The following is a 20467-nucleotide window of genomic DNA, read 5'->3' as shown; positions in this document are numbered from 1 at the left end:
AATTTTGTAGGGTTTTGAAAATTGCCACGTCGGCAATCCTTAGTATTACGACTATTTTTATATAAACATGATTGTTTTTATCAAGAATCAGCTTCACTTTGCCGTTAAGTCCTTTACGATCAGTCTGGTAGCGTTATTTTAAAGGCGCAACTAACTTCGATCAGCGTGACTCGTAATCACGCCAAACTCAGGTGTATAGCTTCAATGAGCGGACCGGATACCCCCCATATCCTCGTCGTCGGTGCAGGTTTTGGTGGCCTGCAATTAATCCATGATCTGAAAGGCGCAAATGTTCGCATTACGCTTGTCGATCAGCGTAATCATCACCTCTTTCAGCCTCTCTTATATCAGGTTGCCACAACGATCCTGGCGACATCAGAAATTGCATGGCCAATTCGCCATCTTTTCAAAGATCGTAAAGACGTGACGACGCTGCTTGGCACCGTTATCGACGTCGATGCGGCAACTAAGAAAGTCAAACTCGAAAACGGAAGCGAGATTGACTACGATACGCTGGTGTTAGCCACCGGCGCGCGGCATGCTTATTTCGGCAATGATCGTTGGGAAAAAGTGGCTCCCGGTCTTAAGGCGCTGGAGGACGCCACGACCATTCGCCGCCGCTTGCTTCTCGCATTTGAACGTGCCGAACGTGAGACAGATGCTGCAAAACGTCAGGCATTGCTGACATTCTCGGTGGTTGGTGGGGGACCGACCGGCGTTGAACTCGCAGGCATTATTGCAGAGCTGGCCAAGGATACGATGTGGCCAGAGTTTCGAAATATTGACACACGTCAGGCGCGTATATTGCTGGTGGAAGCTGGCCCGCGCATTTTGTCCGCCTTCCCTGATGATCTCTCTGCCTATGCAAAAAATGTTCTGGAGAAGATTGGCGTAGAAGTGCGCCTCGGAGTGCCGGTCAAGGAAATCACTGAGGATGGCGTCACCGTCGGTGACGAGTTTATTCCATGCGAGACGACAATCTGGGCAGCAGGTGTTGCCGCCTCACCTGCCGCAGCGTGGCTTGGCGCAGAGAGTGACCGCGCAGGACGCGCTCGCGTCTTACCAGACCTTAGCGTGCCCGGTCATGAGAATGTTTTCGTGATTGGCGATACAGCTTGGGTTGAAGGGCCAGATGGAAAGCCTGTTCCGGGCATCGCTCCCGCTGCCAAGCAACAAGGAGCTTACGTTGCGAAAGTCATTCGCAGTCGTGCTTCCGGCACGGCAACGCCAGCACCATTCCGCTATCGCCATCAGGGCAATCTAGCGACGATTGGTCGTGGAGCAGCGGTGGTGGACATGGGACGCATCAAGCTCAAAGGATCGCTTGCTTGGTGGGTATGGGGCATTGCCCATATATTCTTCCTGATCGGTACGCGCAGTCGTGCAGCCGTCGCATGGAGCTGGCTCTGGACTTTCATATCAGGCCAGCACAGCGCGCGTTTGATAACGCAGGGCAAAGCAGCAGAAGATAATAAATAAACAAAACGGCCCGCTTTGGGCGGGCCGTTTTCATTGCCTGAGTGTTTGTTCGTACATGCATCTTATCCGAAAACCGTTTCACACTTTTTGGAATGCACTCCAAATTATTCTGCCGGCTGTAAAAAGCCTTCCTCAAGCGGCTCTGGCTCGATTGCCATTGGCTTGCCGTTCATAGCGGCATTGAGACGCTCAACATCGAGTTCGTTTTCCCAACGTGCTACCACAATTGTCGCAACAGCATTGCCAACGAGGTTGGTCAGTGCACGGCATTCCGACATGAAGCGATCAATACCAAGGATCAGCGCCATGCCAGCAACCGGAACGGCAGGAACAACAGAAAGAGTTGCTGCGAGTGTGATGAAGCCTGCACCAGTGATACCCGCTGCGCCCTTAGAGCTGAGCATCGCCACGAGCAGAAGCAAGACCTGATCAGTCAACGACAATGGAATATCCGTTGCTTGCGCGATGAAAAGCGCCGCAAGGGTCATGTAGATATTCGTGCCATCAAGGTTGAACGAATAGCCGGTCGGAATGACGAGGCCGACAACGGAGCGCTTGCAGCCCGCCTTTTCCATCTTGTCCATGAGGCTTGGCAATGCGGCTTCAGACGATGACGTGCCAAGAACCAGCAAAAGCTCTTCCTTGATATAGCGGATAAGCGCCATAATCGAAAAGCCATTGTACCGTGCAACTGCGCCTAGAACGATCACAACAAACAAAATTGCCGTGATGTAGAAGGTCGCAATCAGCATGGCCAGATTAGCGATCGACCCGATACCATATTTGCCAATCGTGAATGCCATGGCACCAAAGGCACCAATTGGCGCTGCCTTCATCAGGATCGAAACCAGTTTGAAAACAGGTGTTGTCAACATCTGAAGGAAATCAGTGACCGGCTTGCCTTTTTCGCCAACCATCGCGAGCGAAATACCGAACAGCACCGAGAAGAACAGAACCTGAAGAATATCGCCGGATGCAAATGCGCCAACAATCGTTGTTGGAATGATGCCAGACAGAAAGCCTGTAATGGTCTGCTCGTGCGCCTTTTCTGTGTAGTTTGCAACAGCTTGCGGATCAAGCGAAGCAGGGTCGATATGCATGCCAGCGCCTGGCTGAACAACATTTGCAACGATCAGGCCGATGATGAGTGCAAGGGTAGAAAATGTCAGAAAGTAGATCATGGCTTTACCAGCCACGCGTCCGACCTTCTTCATATCGGTCATACCGGCAATGCCAGTCGCAACGGTTAGGAAAATAACCGGCGCAATGATCATCTTAACAAGCTTGATGAATGCATCGCCCAGCGGCTTAAGCTGGGTGCCGAACTCGGGGTAAAAATGCCCGAGCAGAATGCCCGCTGCAATCGCGACCAAAACCTGCACATAAAGCTGCTTGTAAAGTGGAATTGGGCGGCGTGGTTCGTCCACAGCACCATTTGGTACAGCAATCATGATTTCCTCCATCAGGCTCTATCCGGATCGCATCCAGCCTCCCGAGCCATTCTTTCGTTCGTTCGACAGCATGTGCTGCCGTTCGCATCATGATCTGCAAGGTCCGTGCCAGTTAGAGAAAAACCAATTAACTAATTGAAAAACAAATATTTTTTTGAAAATTGAAATAATAAAATATCAAATTTGCGCGGTAAGACGCACATTAATCTTTTCTATTTGTGCGATTTAATGCACACTATAATGATGAACGACCAGTCAGACACAGGCACTAAAACGCCATTGGCCCTAAATTCCAACCGCCTTACATGGTGGGTATTTGGTACAGTTTGTATTGCTGTGTTTGCATTGGCCTTCTGGTTTGTCGGCAATGATGCCCGCGAACGTGCATTACAGACGCTACAAGAGCAAACGCGTATCGATTCCAACCTAAATGCTGCATTTCTTCGTGCTGTTCTTGAAAAACAACGTGCGCTGCCTCTCGTATTATCGAAAGACAAAGAGCTCACAGAAGCGCTCGAAACAAACAGTCCTGTCACGATTGATCTTTTGAACCGTAAATTCGAGGCACTCGCAGAAGGCACACAAGCAGCTGTTATTTATCTTATCGGTCTCGACGGCGCAGCGATTGCGGCCAGTAATTGGCGTGAACCGGATAGCTTTGTCGGCAATGATTATCAATTCAGACCGTATTTCAAAGGCTCCCTGAAAGACGGCGGCACAGAATATTTCGCACTGGGAAATGTGAGCCATCTGCCCGGGCTTTATATCGCGCGGCGTATTGACGGCAAAATTGGTCCGCTTGGTGTTGTGGTCGTGAAGCTTTCATTCGATCAACTCGAAAAGGACTGGCACGAAACCGGCCGCCCTACTTTTGTGACAGACGATCGTGGTATTGTGCTCATTACCAGCCTTCCCTCGTGGCGGTTTATGACGATTGGTGAATTTCCCCCAAAACGCATTGACGCTATTCGCCAGAGTCTTCAATTTGGTGATACTCCGCTCAAGCCGCTACCACTTTCAATAAGGCCACTTACCGGCGATGCCGATACTGTTCTCGTTGAAGCGCTTCTTCCGGGTACGGCTAAAAATACGGACTATCTGGCAATCACTTCGCATGTCGAGACAACTCCGTGGCAAATATATAGCCTCGCTCCAATGCGGGCACCCATTGAAGCCGCTGTGCAGGGGGCACGCCTCGTCGCTTTCGTAATATTAGCGGCCCTTGCAACACTGATTGGCATCGTGCTCCGTCGCAGACAGCGGATTATTGCTAGAATTGCAGATGTCCAGCGGCGACAATCTGATCTTGAAGACCGTGTTATCGAGCGAACGCAAGATCTGGTTAAAGCACGAGACAGGTTACAATCGGAGATCAGCGATCATCATAAAACGGAGACAATGCTGCAAGGCGTTCAGCAAGATCTTGTTCACGCCAACCGACTGGCGATTATGGGGCAAGTTGCAGCAGGCGTTGCGCATGAAATAAACCAGCCGGTCGCAACTATTCGCGCTTATGCAGACAATGCGCGTATTTTTCTTGAGCGAAAACAACTCGGTGAAGCGACGGAAAATCTGGCCGAAATTGCAGCCCTGACCGAACGCATCGGGGCGATCACTGGTGACTTGCGCACTTTTGCACGTAAAGGCCATCGCCCGTCCGAAGCCGTCTCACTCGCAGAGGTTATATCTGGGGCGCTGGTTCTGCTACGCAGTCGCTTTTCCGGCAGCATGGATCAGTTTGATATTGAGTTGCCATCCATCGATGTGAAAGTTACCGGGCATTCATTGAGACTAGAACAAGTGCTAATAAACCTATTTCAAAACGCTCTGGAAGCGGTTGAAATTAAAGGAAATAGCGGAGAGATAAAAGTCAGAACCAAATTGCTTTCTAAAAGCATCGCACTGACAATTTCTGATAATGGTCCCGGCATTCCGCAAAATATTCAGGACAATCTTTTCACACCGTTCAACACGTCAAAAGACCATGGCCTTGGTCTTGGCCTCGTGATCGTCAAAGAAATTCTGAACGATTATGGTGGGAAAATATCAGCAAAGAGCAATGCTGATGGCACGACATTCCGAGTAGAGTTCAAAAAGGCATGATGAACATTCCCGTTATATTGGTCGACGACGATAAGGCACTGCGCCGAGCTACGCGACAAACTTTGGAACTTGCTGGTTATGAAGTACAGGACTTTGGGAGTGCGACCGAAGCATTACCGGCAATTACAGCTGCATTCGAAGGCGTCATTGTAACAGATGTTCGTATGCCCAAGATCGACGGATTGGAGCTTTTTGCTCGTATTCAAGCGATTGATATTGATCTGCCGGTTATCCTGATCACCGGCCATGGCGATATACCCATGGCAGTGCAGGCTATTCAGAATGGCGCTTATGATTTCATCGCTAAACCCTTTGCCGCTGACCTGTTGGTTCATAGCGTTTTAAGAGCAGCAGAGCGCCGAAAGCTTGTTCTGGAAAACCGCAGACTGCGCGAATTAGCAGACGATGCTCAAAACAATATGCCGCTCATCGGTCAGACACCGGCAATCGAAAATCTTCGTCGTACCATCCGTGATATTGCCGATACCGATGTTGATGTTCTGATTGCGGGTGAAACTGGAAGCGGAAAAGAAGTCGTAGCTCAATTGCTCCACGACTGGGGCAGCCGCCGTAAAGGCAATTTCGTCGCGCTTAATTGTGGTGCATTGCCTGAAACAGTGATCGAAAGTGAACTCTTCGGCCACGAAGCGGGCGCCTTTACTGGTGCGCAAAAAAAACGTGTTGGGCGTATTGAACATGCAAGCGGCGGGACACTTTTTTTAGATGAAATAGAAAGTATGCCGCCTGCGACGCAGGTAAAGCTTCTTCGCGTTCTCGAAATGCGCGAGATCACGCCCCTCGGAACTAACGAAGTTCGTCCCGTTGATCTTCGTGTTGTCGCCGCTGCAAAGATTGATCTGGGCGATCCGCTACAACGCGGCGATTTTCGGGAAGATCTTTATTATCGGTTGAATGTCGTGACGTTGACGATACCGCCATTACGCGAGCGTCGTGACGATATTCCCCTGCTCTTTTCACATTTTCTCGCACGCGCTGCGCGGCGCTTTAATCGCGATATGCCTGTATTGGATAGCGCGACACAGCGCTATCTAATGGAGCATAGCTGGCCGGGCAATGTGCGCGAACTGGTTCATTTTTCTGAGCGTTTTGCGTTGGGTGTTAAACTTCCCACTCAACAGCAAATCAGCTTACAAGCAGATCAACAGACGTTGCCCAAGCGCCTAGAGCGTTTTGAAGCCGATCTCATTCGTGAGACTCTGGAAGCACATAACGGCAATGTTCAGGATACGCTGGAAGCACTTGGGATTCCGCGTAAGACATTTTACGACAAGATGCAGAGACACGGGATCAACCGTGCAGATTATAAAAAAGATAATTGATTTGAATATTATGGATTTTCTACCAGAGATTTCCAATGAGAGGTAATAAAATCCTTGAGTACAATCGCCTGATTGTGCTGCTCGTCCTTTGCCCCATAAAGTAAGATTACGTCTCTCCCTTTTGCCTCGTGCAGGAGAGCCTTAACTGCATTTAAATTGTGCATTAGTTCTTCGCTATATTTGCTTTGAAACATGGCCCATTTAGCAGCTTCATGCCCAAACCATTTGCGCAGTTGAGACGTAGGCGCGACGTCTTTAGCCCGTAAATCAATATGTGCTTTTTCTTTTGTCATACCCCGCGGCCACACACGATCAACAAGCACCCTAAAACCATCATCGGCTTCCGGAGCTTCGTATATGCGCTTAAGGACTATGTGCTTCACAACTTCTCTCCCGCGATATTAAACGCAGATAATAGGCGCGGAAGAGGTGGAGACAAGATCAGGCAGACAAAAGACCGTCGATTGATGCGGATTGAACTGTGTGTAGGCGATTATAGCGGCCATTCTTCAATGAAAGTAATTCGTTGTGGCTACCCTGTTCTACGATTTCACCGCCTTCAACAACCAGAATACGATCTGAATTCACAATCGTCGCGAGACGATGCGCGATAACCAGTGTCGTTCGCCCGACAGAAAGATCAGCCAGGGATTGCTGAATGGCACGCTCTGTCTCGGTGTCCAATGCTGAAGTGGCTTCATCAAGGATAAGAATTGGCGGATTTTTAAGAAAGATGCGTGCTATGGCCAGACGCTGTTTCTGGCCTCCAGAAAGCTTCACGCCACGCTCACCAATCACCGTATCATATCCGTCTGGAAGATCAGCAATCACACCATCTAGTCGTGCTCGCTGTGCAGCTTCAATGATCTCTTCGTCTGTTGCTTCAAGACGCCCATAGGCAATGTTTTCACGAATAGTTCCTGCGAACAGGAACACATCCTGACTGACAATACCAATATTCGACCGCAGTGATTTGAGCGTCATGTCGCGAATATCAATACCGTCAACAAATATTCCACCCTGTGTCACATCGTAAAAGCGTGGCAACATTGAACAGATTGTTGTTTTACCTGCACCAGAAGATCCAACAAAAGCAATGGTTTCACCAGACTTGATCGAAAGATTAAGATTACTGAGAATAGGACGCTTATCGCTATAACCGAAGTTGACATGGCGATACTCAATATCACCGTTAAGACGCTCGACAGACTGTGCATTGGGGCGATCTGCAATATCAGGTCGCGTGTCCAGAAACTCAACATAACGTTGAAAGCCTGCAATGCCTTTTGGATAGCTTTCAATTACGGAATTAATCTTGTCGATCGGACGGAAGAAAACATTAACAAGCAGCAGGAAGCCCACAAAACCGCCAGCTGTTAGTTCGCCACGCACAACAAACCAAGCGCCGGCGAGCATAACGACTACCTGCACGAAGCGCATTGATAAATAAGATAGCGACATTGAAGCAGCCATGATCTTGTAGGCAGCCAACTTCGTTCGCTGGTAGTTTTCATTGTTTTCCGCAAAAAGTTTACGTTCATGATCTTCGTTGGTGAAGGCCTGAACAACCCGAATACCGCCAACATTTTCTTCAATACGCGCATTAAAGTCACCGACGCGCCGATAAAGAGCATGCCAGTTAGAGGTCATTCGTCTACCGTAACGCATGGTCACATAAGCTGAGAGCGGTATGATCGTAGCTGTGATAAGCGCGAGCGGAACATGTACCCACATCATTAGTGCAAAAGCACCAATCAGCGTCATAATAGCTATGAATACATCTTCGGGACCATGATGAGCGACCTCTCCAATCTCTTCAAGATCTTTGGTCAGTCGCGCCACCAGATGTCCAGTTTTCTGATTATCAAAAAAACCAAAGGACAGTTTTTGTAAATGATCGAATGCCTTACGGCGCATCTCGGTTTCAATTCTGATACCGAGCATATGCCCCCAATACGTAACAATGACTTGCAGGACCGCATTGAGGACATAAATCGCCAGAAGGCCGATAGCAGCCAGACCGATAATGCCAAGCTGCCCTGTAGGCAACAAACGATCAATAAAAACGGTCACGGCTATAGGAAACGCTAACTCGAGAAGACCAGCAGCCACAGCACTTGAGAAATCCAGCATAAACAAACCGCGATGTGGCTTGTAATATTCTGCAAAGCGTTTCAACAGTTCAGCCATGGCTAGGCTCCTTCACTCATAATTTGTAGGGTGCCTAGCGCATTATGTTTGCGAGCGAAAGGTTATTATGACTTACAAGCTCAGCATTTTTATCAACCAGCCATAAATCCGACAGCATCTTTATGCCAATAACCTGCAACGAGTGTTTCTTCACGGCTTTTACCAAGTTTTTGACGCCAATGCTGGCGAATAACTTTTGCTTGATCTGCTTCACCTGCAAACCATCCAAAGCTATCAGGCCCTTCCGGCCATTCTGCTTCACATAACACTTGTGTGAGTGTTTCAGCAGCGCGTTTCTGATCTGGATCAATGATCCAGTCGATGGAAACACCTTGGGGATGCGCGAGATTCTGCACGTCATTTTCGCTATCAACAGCGATGACAACACGTCCGGTCACTTCTTCCGAAAACTCTTCAAGCATTCGTCCGATTGCAGGAAGGCCGGTGGCATCAGCGCCTATCAGATAGCGACTTGCACGACGTAAAGGTCGCCCCACCGGGCCCATTAGCCCAACTTCATCGCCAGCCTTGGCATTTTTAGCCCATGTGCTGGCCAGTCCTTCAACTTCATGAAGGTAAAAATCGATCTCAAGCCAGCCCGCATCAATATTAAGGCTACGGATCGTATAAGCGCGGGACGCAGGTTTGCGAAAGTCATCTGGCCAGAACGGTAATCCATTTGGACCCATAATTGGCCAAACAGGCTTCGGAACCTCGGCGGTTGGCAATAGCAAACGGATATGCATGGCACCAAACAACGAAAACCGCTTCAAGTCGTCCCCTGCGAGACGCAAGCGAAGCATATGAGGCGTGATCTGTTCTGACGAAATTACCCGCATCAGACGAAATTGAGGAAGAACTTGTTCTCCAGCTCTGTCTCCTTGCCAGATGATCTCCGGAGCTTCTTCCTTAGTGTAAAGTTTAATGGCAACCGCTGCCAGATCTTTCAAACGGTGCAAGCCTGTATCATCATCAGCATGCAGAGCTACACGGTAGCCATGTTCTTTGTTATCGATCTCAATACGACCAAATGAAAAATCAAATACATTGGTTTCATTAAGCAGGAGATATTCTGCATGATAGGAGTTTAGACGATCGATAATGTTAGGCAGATATGTATTGCCATTTTGTAGCGGAATATTTGCATAGCTTAGTAATGCGCGGGTAGCTTCAGAGGATGACTTTGACACAGGGTTTCTCAATCCGTTGATGCAAAAAAGAATGAAGGCATTTCTGCCTTCATTTCGATATTTTAGCCGCCGATGCGACCCGTGATGGCGATTTTGAAGGTTCTTCCCTTGGCCTGGTCAATGTCTGTGCTTGTTGCCCAGCCAGTTTGCGCATCTGTATAGGCTTTATTGAAGAGATTATCGACGCCAAAATCGAGCTTAACGTTATCATTCACATGCCAGTTGGCAAATACATTCACCAGATCAACACGCGGATATACTTTAACTCCGCCTGTTGTGAGTGCACGATTAACCCTGCCAATGCTTTCATATTCAACGCCATAGATTAATTTTTCTTCAAAAGCCTTCAATCCCAGAGTCGTACTAAAATTATTCAGCGGTGTATTGCTCAGGCTATCGCCCTTATAAATACCATCCTTCATCTCGGCATCTGTGTAAGAAGCGGCGAGATTAATATAACCCCACCAGTTATCGTAAGTGCCTTCGAACTCGACACCCTGCAGTCGTGCCGTGCCAACGTTTTGAGAGGTGGTAACAGCACCGCTTTTCACAGTGTTGATGTAGTCTTTTACATCTGTATGGAAGAAATTAATCTTAGCTCTGACCTGATCACCCGCATCAAGAATCCCATCCTGTCTGAGATTGATCCCTGCCTCAAACGAGGTCGCAACTTCCGGCTTCAACATTAGGTTTGGCTCATAGCCTGCACCATGCGCGCCATTCTGACGGAACATGTCCTGCATATGCGGAACACGATAACCCTGCGAATAAAGACCATAGAATTGGACGCCGTCCCATGGCGTCACACCTACGCTCAAGCGCGGCGAAACGCGATGGCCGTCAACATTAACATCTTCTGAAGGCAACAGGTTGGTTGCTTTCGTGGTCCCGTCCAGCTGATACCCATCATAACGCAATGCGCCAATCAGTTCGAGCCACTTCTGGTATTCACCTTGCCATTGCAGAACACCACCGTAGGCCTGCTGATCACCATTGCCAAAATTGTCGGTGTCAGATTCACCGCGCATTTTATAATAATCAACACCATAAGTAATGGTGTGGACCATGGCATCAGTCTCTATACGAGAGCTGTTATATGCACGGAATCCAGCCGTTGATACGTCATAGTATCGTGTCTTACCGATATTGGCTTTTGGCCAGACCTGATATTGGTCATTGTCTGTATCGGTGTAATAAGCGTTTACAGATAAATTCCATAAAGGGTTATCTTCAGGCTTGTATGTATAGTTACCCGTATATGTACTAACGATTGTATCAGCATCAAACCTCGACAAATTACTGGAGGTTGAACCGCTGCTTGCAGTCATGATGTCATTGTATTTTTGGCGCGAGTAGCCCAGCTTTAGTTCGTGTCCTTCAGCCGGACGAATTGTAACTTTACCTAAGCCACTAACGACCCGCTCACCCGTCCAGCGAACAACATCGCCGTCGCCGTTTTTATAAGCGTCGCTATCGCGATAGTTCAGATTGCCGATAACATCAAAATTCTCGTTGAAGCGATAAGCTCCAACCGTACTGGTCATCCAGCCTTTGCCGTTGCTTTCATACCGTAGCTTTTCGCTTAATGCCCATGTTTCGCTGTCGCGAAGGAAATCGCCTGCATCCTTGGTTTCAAAAGCAACAAGACCACCAATGCCGCCTGAACCGTAAGCATTGGAAACAGGACCACGAATTACGGTTACCTGTTTGAGCATTTCGGGTTCAATGTAGAATGAACCAGATCCGTGGCCAACGCGCCAGTAATCCTGGCGTGCACCGTCCAACGTTACCGCGACACGGCCATATTCCTGAAGACCGCGAATGTTAATAGAAGTAGCCGGATCATCGCCATTCAGCGATGCATGAACGCCGGGAGTTGCTCTGAACAGATCAGCAGCAGTCGTTGCCTGAATCCGATCAATATCACGCTGTGTGATAACGCTGGTTGACGCCATGGCATCAATAGCAGCAGCATTCTGAATCGTAGGCGAAATGGTGATAGTGTCGAGCTGGAGCGCTTGCTCTTTGCGTTTCGTTTCAATCTGCCCCTGATCTGCAGTTTGATTCTTTACATTGCTACCCTGCGGTGCATTTTGTGCAAATGCCGGTGCAGCCAATAAGACAGCAGCGCCAAAAGTGCCGCATAAAACAGTAGTATCCCAAAAATAGCGGATACGTCCAGAATTCGATTTCACTACAACCCCCAAGCTGACTATCGCCACAATCCGTTAAGATGATAAATTAACTCATGTTAATGGCAGGCTATATTAATCTTGATATTACGAGTCAACTTTAATTATCGCTCGTTGATGAGGTTTGTGTGTGGAAATCGAATGATGAAGATACTCGCCGATCTAATCGATTTATTTCAAAGTATGAAATTGTATAATCAAGTTTTAATGGGCACCCACCATCTGATTTTTTTTACACGATCGGAAATAAATTTCTGAATACACCTTTGACCATGTTAATACGCAAACGATGAGACGCAGCTTATTAATCATACCCTCTTAACGTTATGATGATTTCAGTAATTACTGAAACTTGCATGTAAGTTATAAGGGGTTGCTTTTTAAATGCATGCCGTTATTGTCTGCGCCACTTGGAGGAGTTGAGAGCCGCCCCAGCGCGTTAACCGCAGCGGGGCGGTTTCTTATTTTAAGCTATTCCAAAATGCATATCTGCCTTGCAGTATCGCTGCTTGTAAGTTAGCCGCACTAAACCTATCTTGTGATTGTTCAGTCTCACTCCTCCTCCCAGAGGCTGAACTCGAAGCGCGGCACTCCTCCTCCCAGTCGCGCTTTTCAGATCCGCCCGCTGCACACTCCTCCTCCCAGTGCAGCGGGCGTTCTTGTTTTTAAGCCTACATTTAATGATTTTAAATTCAGTCTATGCGGATTTTTTGGGAGCTTTGCTCCTGCGCTAGAAGCGACCATGCTGCGATAAACATTGCCGCGATCATTGGTCCCACGACAAACCCGTTAATCCCAACAAGCGAAATCCCACCAATAGTGGAGATGAGAACCACAAAATCCGGCATACGCGTGCCCTTCCCCACCAAAGGGGGGCGTAAAAGATTATCGATAAGCCCGATCACTAAAACACCGACAAATATCAATGAAAATGCCTGAAGCCACATGCCGTTTACGATAAACCATACGGCAACGGGCGCCCATATAAGAGAAGCACCAACGACGGGTAGCAATGAGAAGATCGTCATCATCACGCCCCACAATAATGCAGCTTCGATACCAAGCAGCCAGAATGTAACACCGCCTATTGTACCCTGAATAAGCGCGATAATAATGTTACCCTTTACGGTCGCACGGATGACCGCAGCAAACTTCTCGACGAACTGGTTTTTATAATCTTCGCTGAGTGGTATCGCCTGCCTGATTTTTTCTCCCAATTCGTCTCCATCGCGAAATAGAAAGAACAGCAGATAAATCATTATGCCAAAGCTTATAATGAACTGAAGTGTATTCTGTCCGAGGCTAACGAGGCGGCTCGCAAAAATCTGACTACCTTGCAAAATACCGCCGGTTATGCGCGTGCGCCATTCAGCAAAAGTACCCAGTTCAAAACGCACCATCCACTCTTCCAGACTGTCCGGTAAAGCTGCTAGAATACGCGTAATATAAGTATTGAGATCGAATTCGCGCGTACTCAATCGCTGATAGACAGAATTACCCTCCTGAGCCAGCAAACCGAATATTAACAATGTTGGAAGGATGACGAGGCAAATGCACATCAGCACCGAGAGAAACGCTGCAATATTTTTGCGGCCCCGCAAAACCCGCAAAAGCCATTGCTGTACGGGATAAAAAATAAGCGCCAGAATGACGCCCCATAGCACAGCGGAATAATAGGGGATCAACAACCAGGCAAACGCGACGGTCACCAGTGCCAGAAGGATATAAAAACTTGCGCGCTGGACTGACATAATAGCTCATGGGTTATTGCAACAACCGAAAATGCCCGGCTTTCCTTTCAAATTCAATAGCTAATAGAAATTTACTCATAAGCGTCATCGCAACTTTTTGGCATAAACTTACAGGCAGAATATCAATCAATAATAATTCAAAGTTCACATTGTTTACCAAAAAATAAATATTGTTGACAATCTGAGGTGTCTGTCGTTCAATCCCTACATGCTTCTCCCCACAAAACGAGGGAGCGGTAAAGTAACAAGGGGAATACAAATGTTTAACAGACGCGCAGTCATCAAGGCTGCGGCGCTTAGCGCCGTTTCGTTTCTCGCTATCATGTCCGCCAATACTTCACAGGCTGCTGACAAAGAACTCAAGATCGGCTTTGTGGGTGTTACAAGTGGCCCTGCAGCAGCATGGGGCACATCGAACGTTCGCTCAATGCAGGTGCGCGCCGACTGGCTGAATGAACTCGGCGGCGTGAAGATTGGTGACGATAATTATAAAATCAAGATCGTTACTTTCGATGACCAGAAAGACCCTAAGCGCGCAATCGCGGGCATGGAAAAAATGGCACAGGAAGGCGTTCATTACGTTGTAGGGCCAAATGTCGATGATGGCGCGGCGGCAGTTCGCCCGGTCGCCGAATCCAAAGGGATTATTTATTTCCCTTATTCCTTCCCTAAAGAACTTTATACACCGCCCGCATCCAACGCCATTTTGGGTATGATTGCCAATTATCAGTCTGGCCCAGCGATTTACAAATATTTGAAAGAAAACAAGGGCGTGAAAAGCGTTGCTTTTGTTGCTGCCAATGAATCTGATCCGCTAAGCCAGCGCGACAGTGGTATTGAAGCTGCAAAGGCACTCGGTCTCGAAGTGGTGTCAACCAGCGATGCCTATCAGAACGATACGCGTGATTTCACACCAGTTCTCACCCCAATCATCATGCAGAAGCCTGACCTACTCGTTCTTTCTGGTGTTGCACCGGGGAATGCGCCACTTCTGATCCGCGCAGCACGTGAATTGGGCTATGAGGGCTTCATCTCCACCGAAACAGCACAAGACGCCAAGGTACTTGAAGAAGGTGCCGGTGAGCTTGCAAACGGCTTTATTTCCGTGGGCGGTGCATCAACGCCTGAAATCGCATCAGACACGATGAAAGAATTCGTTGATCGTTATACGAAAGCCTATGGCGAGTATAATGATGAATCGAACACCAAGGTCTATGCGCTTGAATATATTATCGAAACGATGAAGGCTAACCCTGCTGCTCTCGATAACGTCGAAGAATTCAAGAAGACCGTTGATACTTTCTCAGCGCCCAATCCATATGTGAAGGGGGACGGCTCCAAACTGACTTATGTGGGCGACACGTCTTTCACGCAGAAGCGTCAGTTGGGTATTCCTATGGTGGTCACTGAGTATAAGGACGGCAAGTTCGAAACACTGTTCGTTGGACAGGTCGACTAAGCCCGAATATTTTTGGAGGCGGGTGATCATAGCACCCGCTTCTGCCTCCCAATCGTAATGAACAGCCACGGAGACTTAGGCAAGGCCACTCTCCGCAGGAGGGAGTTTGCCTTCATGGAACAAGTTATAGTCAACGGACTGTATCTCGGCTCACAATATGCGCTGATTGCGCTTGGTCTGACGCTTATTTTCGCTTTGATGAATGTTTTGAACTTCGCACATGGGCAGATGTATGTGCTCGGCGGATTTGTCACCTATACGATCTATGGGCAACTCGGCCTGCCCTTTGTTGTGGCATTGTTGGCTTCTGCAGTCACATTGATGATTGTGGGCGCGCTGATCGAAAAGTTCCTCTTCAGGCCCGTCATAAAACGAAGTGTCCGCGACGAAAGTACGATGCTTCTTGCGGCAGCGATCGCATTTTTTCTGGATGCCGTGATTTTGCTGCTGTTTGGAGAAAAGCAGCGCGGTGTGCCAAAGATCATCAACGGCGTATTTGTGTCAGATTGGCTGATCATACCTTATGATCGCATCCTGATCGGTGTGTTGGCAGTTGTATTCATCGCAGCATTTGTTCTGTTTATGCAGTTTACGAAACCCGGCCGCGCGATGCGCGCGCTCGCTCAGGACCGTGTTGCGGCGCAGCTTATGGGCGTGAATGTCAACCGTTATTCCATGATCGGCTTCGCATTAGGAGCGATGCTGGCAGGTCTGGTCGGCGGTTTGCTGGTTGCCATTACCGGTGTCAATTCTGGCATTGGTGGCGCTATTTCGATCAAGGCCTTCATGATGGTGATGATCGGTGGCGCGGGTGTCGTCAGCGGTGCAATTGCAGGCGGTTTCATTCTCGGAATGCTGGAATCCGTCGGTCTTACGGTGCTGCGGCCATATGGAGATATTACTTATCTCGTGATCTTCGCTGGATTGATGGTTTTCCTCAGTCTTCGTCCAAACGGTCTTATGGGTAAACCTTGGGGTTGATGGAGGCAAACATGACAAACACAGTAAAACTTATTGGCGTCGTTGCCTTCCTCGCTCTCGTCTTCATCGGCATACCGTTGCTGATCAGCATAACCGGACGCAACGATCTTTATTACACGCTAACTTCTGTAGCCTTGCTCTCCATTGCCAGCGCAGGCGTCTGGATCACCTTCTATATCGGTCGCATCAATATCGGTCAGGGTGCCTATGCCCTTATGGGCGGCTATGTGTCTGCCATTCTGATGGTGAAATATGGAGTGTCTTTCTGGCTGACACTGCCACTTGCGGGTCTTTTCTGCGCCTTTGTCAGCATACTGATTGGATTGCCAATATTACGTCTTCGCGGTGTTTATTTTGCAATGGTGACGCTGGTTCTGACAGAAGTTGCGCGCCTGCTCGCGATGGCTCTACCGATTACAAACGGTGCGAAAGGCATGGTCAACATACCTCCGCCGGGCGGCATATCGATCTTTGGATTCACAATCCTGCCCGATTTCGCAACTCTGCAAAATCCACGAGCCGCATTCTACTTCGTATCAGTATTCCTGATGGTGGTATGCTTTGCAGCCCTTTATAGGCTTATTCATTCACGCATCGGAGGCCTTTGCCAGTCGCTGCAACAGAATGAAGAGCTCGCCTCCTCCATCGGTGTCAATATTACCAATCTGCGTGTGCTTGCCTATGCAATTTCCTCCTTCCTTGGAGGATTGGGCGGCGCAATGTTTGTGGCGATTTCGCAGTCGATCTACCCATCAAGCTTCACGGTCACCGACTCCGTCAACTTCATGCTTAACTGCTTCCTTGGCGGTCTTGGCTATGTGTTCGGACCGATTATCGGGACTTTTGTTCTCTACTTCGGCTGGGACTTCCTGTTTCAGACCGGAAAGTTCCAACTCCTCATTTTCTCAAGCCTACTCATCATCCTGATGCTGTTTCTGCCCAACGGCCTGCTCAGCTTGCGATTGTCTGGTAAGAAAGGATCGGGATCATGAACGCACTTCTGGAAGTCAAAGGCGTAACCAAACGCTTCGGCGGACTGATAGCTGTAAATGATGTTTCGTTCTCCGTGAAAGCGCGGGAAATCCTATCCGTTATCGGCCCGAATGGTGCAGGAAAATCTACGCTTTTCAAACTGATAGCGTCTTTTCTTAGTCCGACAACAGGTGAAGTGCTGTTTAATGGAGCCCGCATATCTGGTCTGGCGCCACATATTGTGGCCCGCAAAGGAGTTGTCCGAACGTTTCAGGAAACAACCATCTTTAAAGGCATGACGGTGCGTGAAAACGTCATTGTCGCGCATCACCTTCGTGCAAAAGCCAGCTTCCTAGGCTGCTATATTGGTACTGGTCTAGCGCGACAGGACAGGCAGGAATTTGAGCGCTCAGCCGATGAAATTATCGATTTTCTTGGACTCGGATCACAACGCAATGAAGTCGCGCAAAACCTTCCACATGGGCATCTTCGTGCGCTGGGCATAGCAATTGGTCTTGCCACCGAGCCCAAAGTTCTGCTGCTGGATGAACCCTTTGCAGGCATGAACCATGACGAAACCGTCAAGGCGGTCGAGATGGTGCGTGCGGTGCGTGATCGCGGCATCACTGTCCTGCTTGTCGAGCATGACATGCCTGCGGTGATGAATATTTCCGACAGGATCGTCGTCATCAACTTCGGCCAGAAAATTGCCGAAGGCACGCCAAAGGAAATTCAGGAGAACGAAAAAGTTATCGAAGCCTATCTCGGCGCAGAAGATGAAACGATTGGATACTGATCATGACAGAGCTTCTGAAAGTCCAAGATGCCGAACTCTATTATGACCATGTCTATGCATTGAAAGGCGTCTCTCTCACCGTCAATCAGGGCGAAACAGTAGCACTAATCGGTGCTAATGGCGCTGGCAAGTCTTCAATCCTGCGAGCGATTACCGGCCTTAACAAATTGCGCAAAGGCGAAATTTATTATGAAGGCAATCGCCTTGATGGAACCCGATCCGACCGCATTGTTGAAATGGGTATCGCAATGGTGCCCGAAGGCCGGCGCGTCTTTCCATATATGACGGTACGCGACAATCTGCTGATGGGAGCCTTTACACGCTCCGCCAAAGCAGAGATCGCCAATACGCTTGAAATGGTTCTGGGCCGTTTTCCACGTCTCAAGGAGCGTTATTCGCAAGCCGCTGGTACGATGAGTGGCGGTGAGCAACAGATGTTGGTTATTGGGCGCGCGTTGATGGCCAAACCAAAGTTGCTACTGCTCGATGAGCCTTCGCTCGGCGTTGCACCTAAGCTTGTGCAGGATATTGCCCGTTCCATCGTCGCTATCAATCGCGATGAAAAAGTCAGCGTGCTTCTGGTTGAGCAGAATTCACGCATGGCTTTACGCATTTCGCAACGGGCCTATGCGCTGACAACCGGCAAGATCGCTCTTTCTGGTAATTCCGACGAACTCGTGTCTGACGACCGCATCAAAAAACTCTATCTCGGCGGTGAAATCTAATTTCAGGGCGCACAACGCGCCCTGCCACATGAACAACGATAAAAACCATACTAGGGTCCGAGGAAATGGACATACTTGTCATTAATCCCAATACAACTGCGTCCATGACGCGGAAAATCGGCGAAGCCGCACGCGGTGTTGCACTCGCCGACACCAATATTATTGCCGTCAATCCCAATGATGGCCCACCAAGCATTGAAGGCTATTTCGATGAAGTTTTTGCCATTCCCGGCATGATTGGTGAAATGCAAAAACATTCACACGCGGATGCCTGCGTGATCGCCTGCTTTGATGATACGGGACTGGATGCCGCACGCTGCGCAAGTAACATACCGGTTATTGGCATTGGTGAGGCAGCCTTTCATATGGCAAGCCTTATAGCCGGTAAATTTAGTGTCGTGACCACCCTCTCCCGTTCCGTTCCAGCAATTGAGCACAATCTCACACGGTATGGTCTCGCGACGCGCTGCGCGAAAGTCAGAGCAAGCGATGTCGCTGTGCTTGATTTGGAAATCCCGGGTTCAGATGCGCGGCTTCGCATTTCGGAAGAAATAGTGCGTGCCAAGCGAGATGATCATGCCGAAGCAATAGTTCTTGGCTGCGCAGGTATGGCCGACCTTGCAGCATCATTGTCAGAAGAGCACGGGATTCCAGTCATTGACGGCGTTACAGCAGCGGTAAAACTCTGCGAGAGTCTCATCACACTTGGGCTTAAAACGTCTAAGCTCGGCGGCTATCAAGCACCGAGAGTAAAAGAATTCCACGGTATCTTTGCACCTTTTTCACCAGGGAAATCATGCTGAGATCTAATAATTACACATTGGATGCAGCGCCTTATAGTGTAAGCGGTGATCTTAACGCCGTTGACAGCAAGGATCACGGCTTCGATATGTATGTCAGATGAAACTCGAACGCATTTGGTGCGGACACCACCCGGCATCGTTTGTATCTGGATAAAATGAACTTACTGGACACCCAAACCACAGACAACAATGAAACGAGCGGTAACAGCGGGTCAACGCGCTGGCACCCTGTTTATGAGGGGTTGCGAGATGCTGTCGTGAGCCATCAATTATTGCCAGGCACCAAATTACCGGAAGACGAACTGGCCACAATCTATTCGGTCAGTCGCGCAGTTGTGCGTTCTGCATTACAGGCGCTTGCCCATGATCGTCTCGTGCGACTTGAGCCGAACCGAGGCGCATTTGTCGCCGAGCCCTCACAAGAAGAAGCACGAGAAGTCTTTGAAGCACGGATGCTGATAGAGCCGGAGGTCGCTGCACTCGCTGCTAAAGTTGCGACTGCAGAGGATATAAGAAAACTTCGCGAACATCTCGATAAAGAGCATGAAGCACTTCATGCAGGACGCGACAGTGATGCCATTCGTTTGTCCGCACGTTTCCATCTCGAACTTGCTGGCATTGCCAACCACTCCATTTTGGCAGGCTTTGTTGCTGACCTCCTGCCTCGCTCATCACTGATCATTGCGCTTTATTGGCGTCGTCGCGAAACCACCTGTGAAAGCCATGCACACCACGCTCTGGTGAACGCAATTGAGCAGCATAAGCCGGTCGATGCTGCGGAGTTAATGAAAACACATATACTTGATCTGCTGGCAGGACTTAATCTTAAACGCGTCGAAATGGACCAAAAGCGCCTTTCAGATATTTTGAAATAGTTGTTCCATCAAAAAGCACCTACGTCTTTCTCTTGGCAAGTCTGCAGAGGTCCCGTCAGTTCCAACTGAATCCATCCCAGCGGATTTTAAATTTCCATCTTTGATATCAATATCATTCTCTATTTCAAACAATAAATCATATTATACATCATAGATATTC

General features: G+C 48.7%; 16 protein-coding genes. 10 read left to right on the top strand and 6 right to left on the bottom strand.

Annotated features, from left to right (window positions below; genetic code table 11):
• Positions 1-204: 204 nt before the first annotated feature.
• Positions 205-1479: an NAD(P)/FAD-dependent oxidoreductase gene (locus WH356_RS22890; protein WP_339515024.1), complete on the top strand. Its 1275-nt coding sequence runs from the start codon at positions 205-207 to the stop codon at positions 1477-1479.
• A 104-nt stretch (positions 1480-1583) separates the two neighbouring features.
• Here the strand turns inward: WH356_RS22890 and WH356_RS22885 are convergent, their stop codons facing one another.
• The gene (locus tag WH356_RS22885) at positions 1584-2930 is read right to left on the bottom strand and encodes a dicarboxylate/amino acid:cation symporter (RefSeq protein WP_339515022.1); all 1347 of its coding nucleotides are present in this window, start codon (positions 2928-2930) and stop codon (positions 1584-1586) included.
• Positions 2931-3158: 228 nt separating this feature from the next.
• Here WH356_RS22885 and WH356_RS22880 point away from each other — a divergent pair, with 228 nt between their 5' ends.
• Entirely contained in the window at positions 3159-5033 is a 1875-nt protein-coding gene (locus WH356_RS22880; protein WP_445253724.1) for a sensor histidine kinase, read from the top strand.
• Positions 5030-6373 carry a sigma-54-dependent transcriptional regulator gene (locus WH356_RS22875; protein WP_445253723.1) on the top strand — a complete coding sequence of 448 codons (1344 nt, stop codon included), beginning with the start codon at positions 5030-5032 and terminating at the stop codon, positions 6371-6373. The genes WH356_RS22880 and WH356_RS22875 overlap by 4 nt, the downstream gene beginning before the upstream one ends.
• 8 nt (positions 6374-6381) lie before the next feature.
• Here WH356_RS22875 and WH356_RS22870 read toward each other — a convergent pair whose 3' ends face one another.
• The 5 genes from WH356_RS22870 to WH356_RS22850 all read right to left on the bottom strand — a co-directional run bounded on the left by WH356_RS22870 (position 6382) and on the right by WH356_RS22850 (position 13696).
• Positions 6382-6756, bottom strand: coding sequence for a DUF488 domain-containing protein (locus WH356_RS22870; RefSeq protein WP_339515018.1), 375 nt, complete (start codon positions 6754-6756; stop codon positions 6382-6384).
• 58 nt (positions 6757-6814) lie between these two features.
• Positions 6815-8563, bottom strand: a complete 1749-nt coding sequence (locus tag WH356_RS22865; RefSeq protein ID WP_339515016.1) for an ABC transporter ATP-binding protein — start codon at positions 8561-8563, stop codon at positions 6815-6817.
• Between the two features lie 92 nt (positions 8564-8655).
• Complete coding sequence (locus WH356_RS22860) at positions 8656-9753, bottom strand: siderophore-interacting protein (RefSeq protein ID WP_339515014.1); 1098 nt, start codon at positions 9751-9753, stop codon at positions 8656-8658.
• Between the two features lie 62 nt (positions 9754-9815).
• Positions 9816-11948, bottom strand: coding sequence for a TonB-dependent receptor domain-containing protein (locus WH356_RS22855; RefSeq protein ID WP_339515012.1), 2133 nt, complete (start codon positions 11946-11948; stop codon positions 9816-9818).
• Between the two features lie 689 nt (positions 11949-12637).
• Positions 12638-13696 carry an AI-2E family transporter gene (locus tag WH356_RS22850; protein ID WP_339515010.1) on the bottom strand — a complete coding sequence of 353 codons (1059 nt, stop codon included), beginning with the start codon at positions 13694-13696 and terminating at the stop codon, positions 12638-12640.
• Positions 13697-13955: 259 nt separating this feature from the next.
• Between WH356_RS22850 and WH356_RS22845 the strand changes: the two genes are divergently transcribed.
• The 7 genes from WH356_RS22845 to WH356_RS22815 all read left to right on the top strand — a co-directional run bounded on the left by WH356_RS22845 (position 13956) and on the right by WH356_RS22815 (position 20307).
• A complete protein-coding gene (locus WH356_RS22845) occupies positions 13956-15155 on the top strand; it encodes an ABC transporter substrate-binding protein (RefSeq protein WP_339515008.1) in 1200 nt (399 codons plus the stop codon).
• 114 nt (positions 15156-15269) lie between these two features.
• Positions 15270-16136 carry a branched-chain amino acid ABC transporter permease gene (locus WH356_RS22840; protein ID WP_339515006.1) on the top strand — a complete coding sequence of 289 codons (867 nt, stop codon included), beginning with the start codon at positions 15270-15272 and terminating at the stop codon, positions 16134-16136.
• An 11-nt stretch (positions 16137-16147) separates the two neighbouring features.
• Positions 16148-17128, top strand: a complete 981-nt coding sequence (locus WH356_RS22835) for a branched-chain amino acid ABC transporter permease (protein ID WP_339515004.1) — start codon at positions 16148-16150, stop codon at positions 17126-17128.
• The gene (locus WH356_RS22830; RefSeq protein WP_339515002.1) at positions 17125-17904 is read left to right on the top strand and encodes an ABC transporter ATP-binding protein; all 780 of its coding nucleotides are present in this window, start codon (positions 17125-17127) and stop codon (positions 17902-17904) included. The genes WH356_RS22835 and WH356_RS22830 overlap by 4 nt, the downstream gene beginning before the upstream one ends.
• A 2-nt stretch (positions 17905-17906) precedes the next feature.
• Positions 17907-18629, top strand: coding sequence for an ABC transporter ATP-binding protein (locus WH356_RS22825; protein WP_339515000.1), 723 nt, complete (start codon positions 17907-17909; stop codon positions 18627-18629).
• Between the two features lie 65 nt (positions 18630-18694).
• The gene (locus WH356_RS22820; RefSeq protein WP_339514998.1) at positions 18695-19432 is read left to right on the top strand and encodes an aspartate/glutamate racemase family protein; all 738 of its coding nucleotides are present in this window, start codon (positions 18695-18697) and stop codon (positions 19430-19432) included.
• Positions 19433-19587: 155 nt separating this feature from the next.
• Positions 19588-20307 carry a GntR family transcriptional regulator gene (locus WH356_RS22815; RefSeq protein WP_339514996.1) on the top strand — a complete coding sequence of 240 codons (720 nt, stop codon included), beginning with the start codon at positions 19588-19590 and terminating at the stop codon, positions 20305-20307.
• The last annotated feature ends 160 nt before the right edge of the window (positions 20308-20467 follow it).

This window comes from Ochrobactrum sp. MYb379 (assembly GCF_037479515.1).
In the GTDB taxonomy this organism is placed as follows: Bacteria; Pseudomonadota; Alphaproteobacteria; order Rhizobiales; family Rhizobiaceae; genus Brucella.
Note: the sequence above shows the minus strand (reverse complement) of the source record. Positions and strands in the feature narration are given on the sequence as shown.

What these genes read in the sequence shown, in the direction of transcription:
- WH356_RS22890 (WP_339515024.1), top strand. Translation starts at nt 205, where the DNA reads ATGAGCGGACCGGATACCCCCCATATCCTCGTCGTCGGTGCAGGTTTT.
- WH356_RS22885 (WP_339515022.1), bottom strand. Translation starts at nt 2,930, where the DNA reads ATGATTGCTGTACCAAATGGTGCTGTGGACGAACCACGCCGCCCAATT.
- WH356_RS22880 (WP_445253724.1), top strand. Translation starts at nt 3,159, where the DNA reads ATGCACACTATAATGATGAACGACCAGTCAGACACAGGCACTAAAACG.
- WH356_RS22875 (WP_445253723.1), top strand. Translation starts at nt 5,030, where the DNA reads ATGATGAACATTCCCGTTATATTGGTCGACGACGATAAGGCACTGCGC.
- WH356_RS22865 (WP_339515016.1), bottom strand. Translation starts at nt 8,563, where the DNA reads ATGGCTGAACTGTTGAAACGCTTTGCAGAATATTACAAGCCACATCGC.
- WH356_RS22850 (WP_339515010.1), bottom strand. Translation starts at nt 13,696, where the DNA reads ATGTCAGTCCAGCGCGCAAGTTTTTATATCCTTCTGGCACTGGTGACC.
- WH356_RS22845 (WP_339515008.1), top strand. Translation starts at nt 13,956, where the DNA reads ATGTTTAACAGACGCGCAGTCATCAAGGCTGCGGCGCTTAGCGCCGTT.
- WH356_RS22840 (WP_339515006.1), top strand. Translation starts at nt 15,270, where the DNA reads ATGGAACAAGTTATAGTCAACGGACTGTATCTCGGCTCACAATATGCG.
- WH356_RS22835 (WP_339515004.1), top strand. Translation starts at nt 16,148, where the DNA reads ATGACAAACACAGTAAAACTTATTGGCGTCGTTGCCTTCCTCGCTCTC.
- WH356_RS22830 (WP_339515002.1), top strand. Translation starts at nt 17,125, where the DNA reads ATGAACGCACTTCTGGAAGTCAAAGGCGTAACCAAACGCTTCGGCGGA.
- WH356_RS22825 (WP_339515000.1), top strand. Translation starts at nt 17,907, where the DNA reads ATGACAGAGCTTCTGAAAGTCCAAGATGCCGAACTCTATTATGACCAT.
- WH356_RS22820 (WP_339514998.1), top strand. Translation starts at nt 18,695, where the DNA reads ATGGACATACTTGTCATTAATCCCAATACAACTGCGTCCATGACGCGG.
- WH356_RS22815 (WP_339514996.1), top strand. Translation starts at nt 19,588, where the DNA reads ATGAACTTACTGGACACCCAAACCACAGACAACAATGAAACGAGCGGT.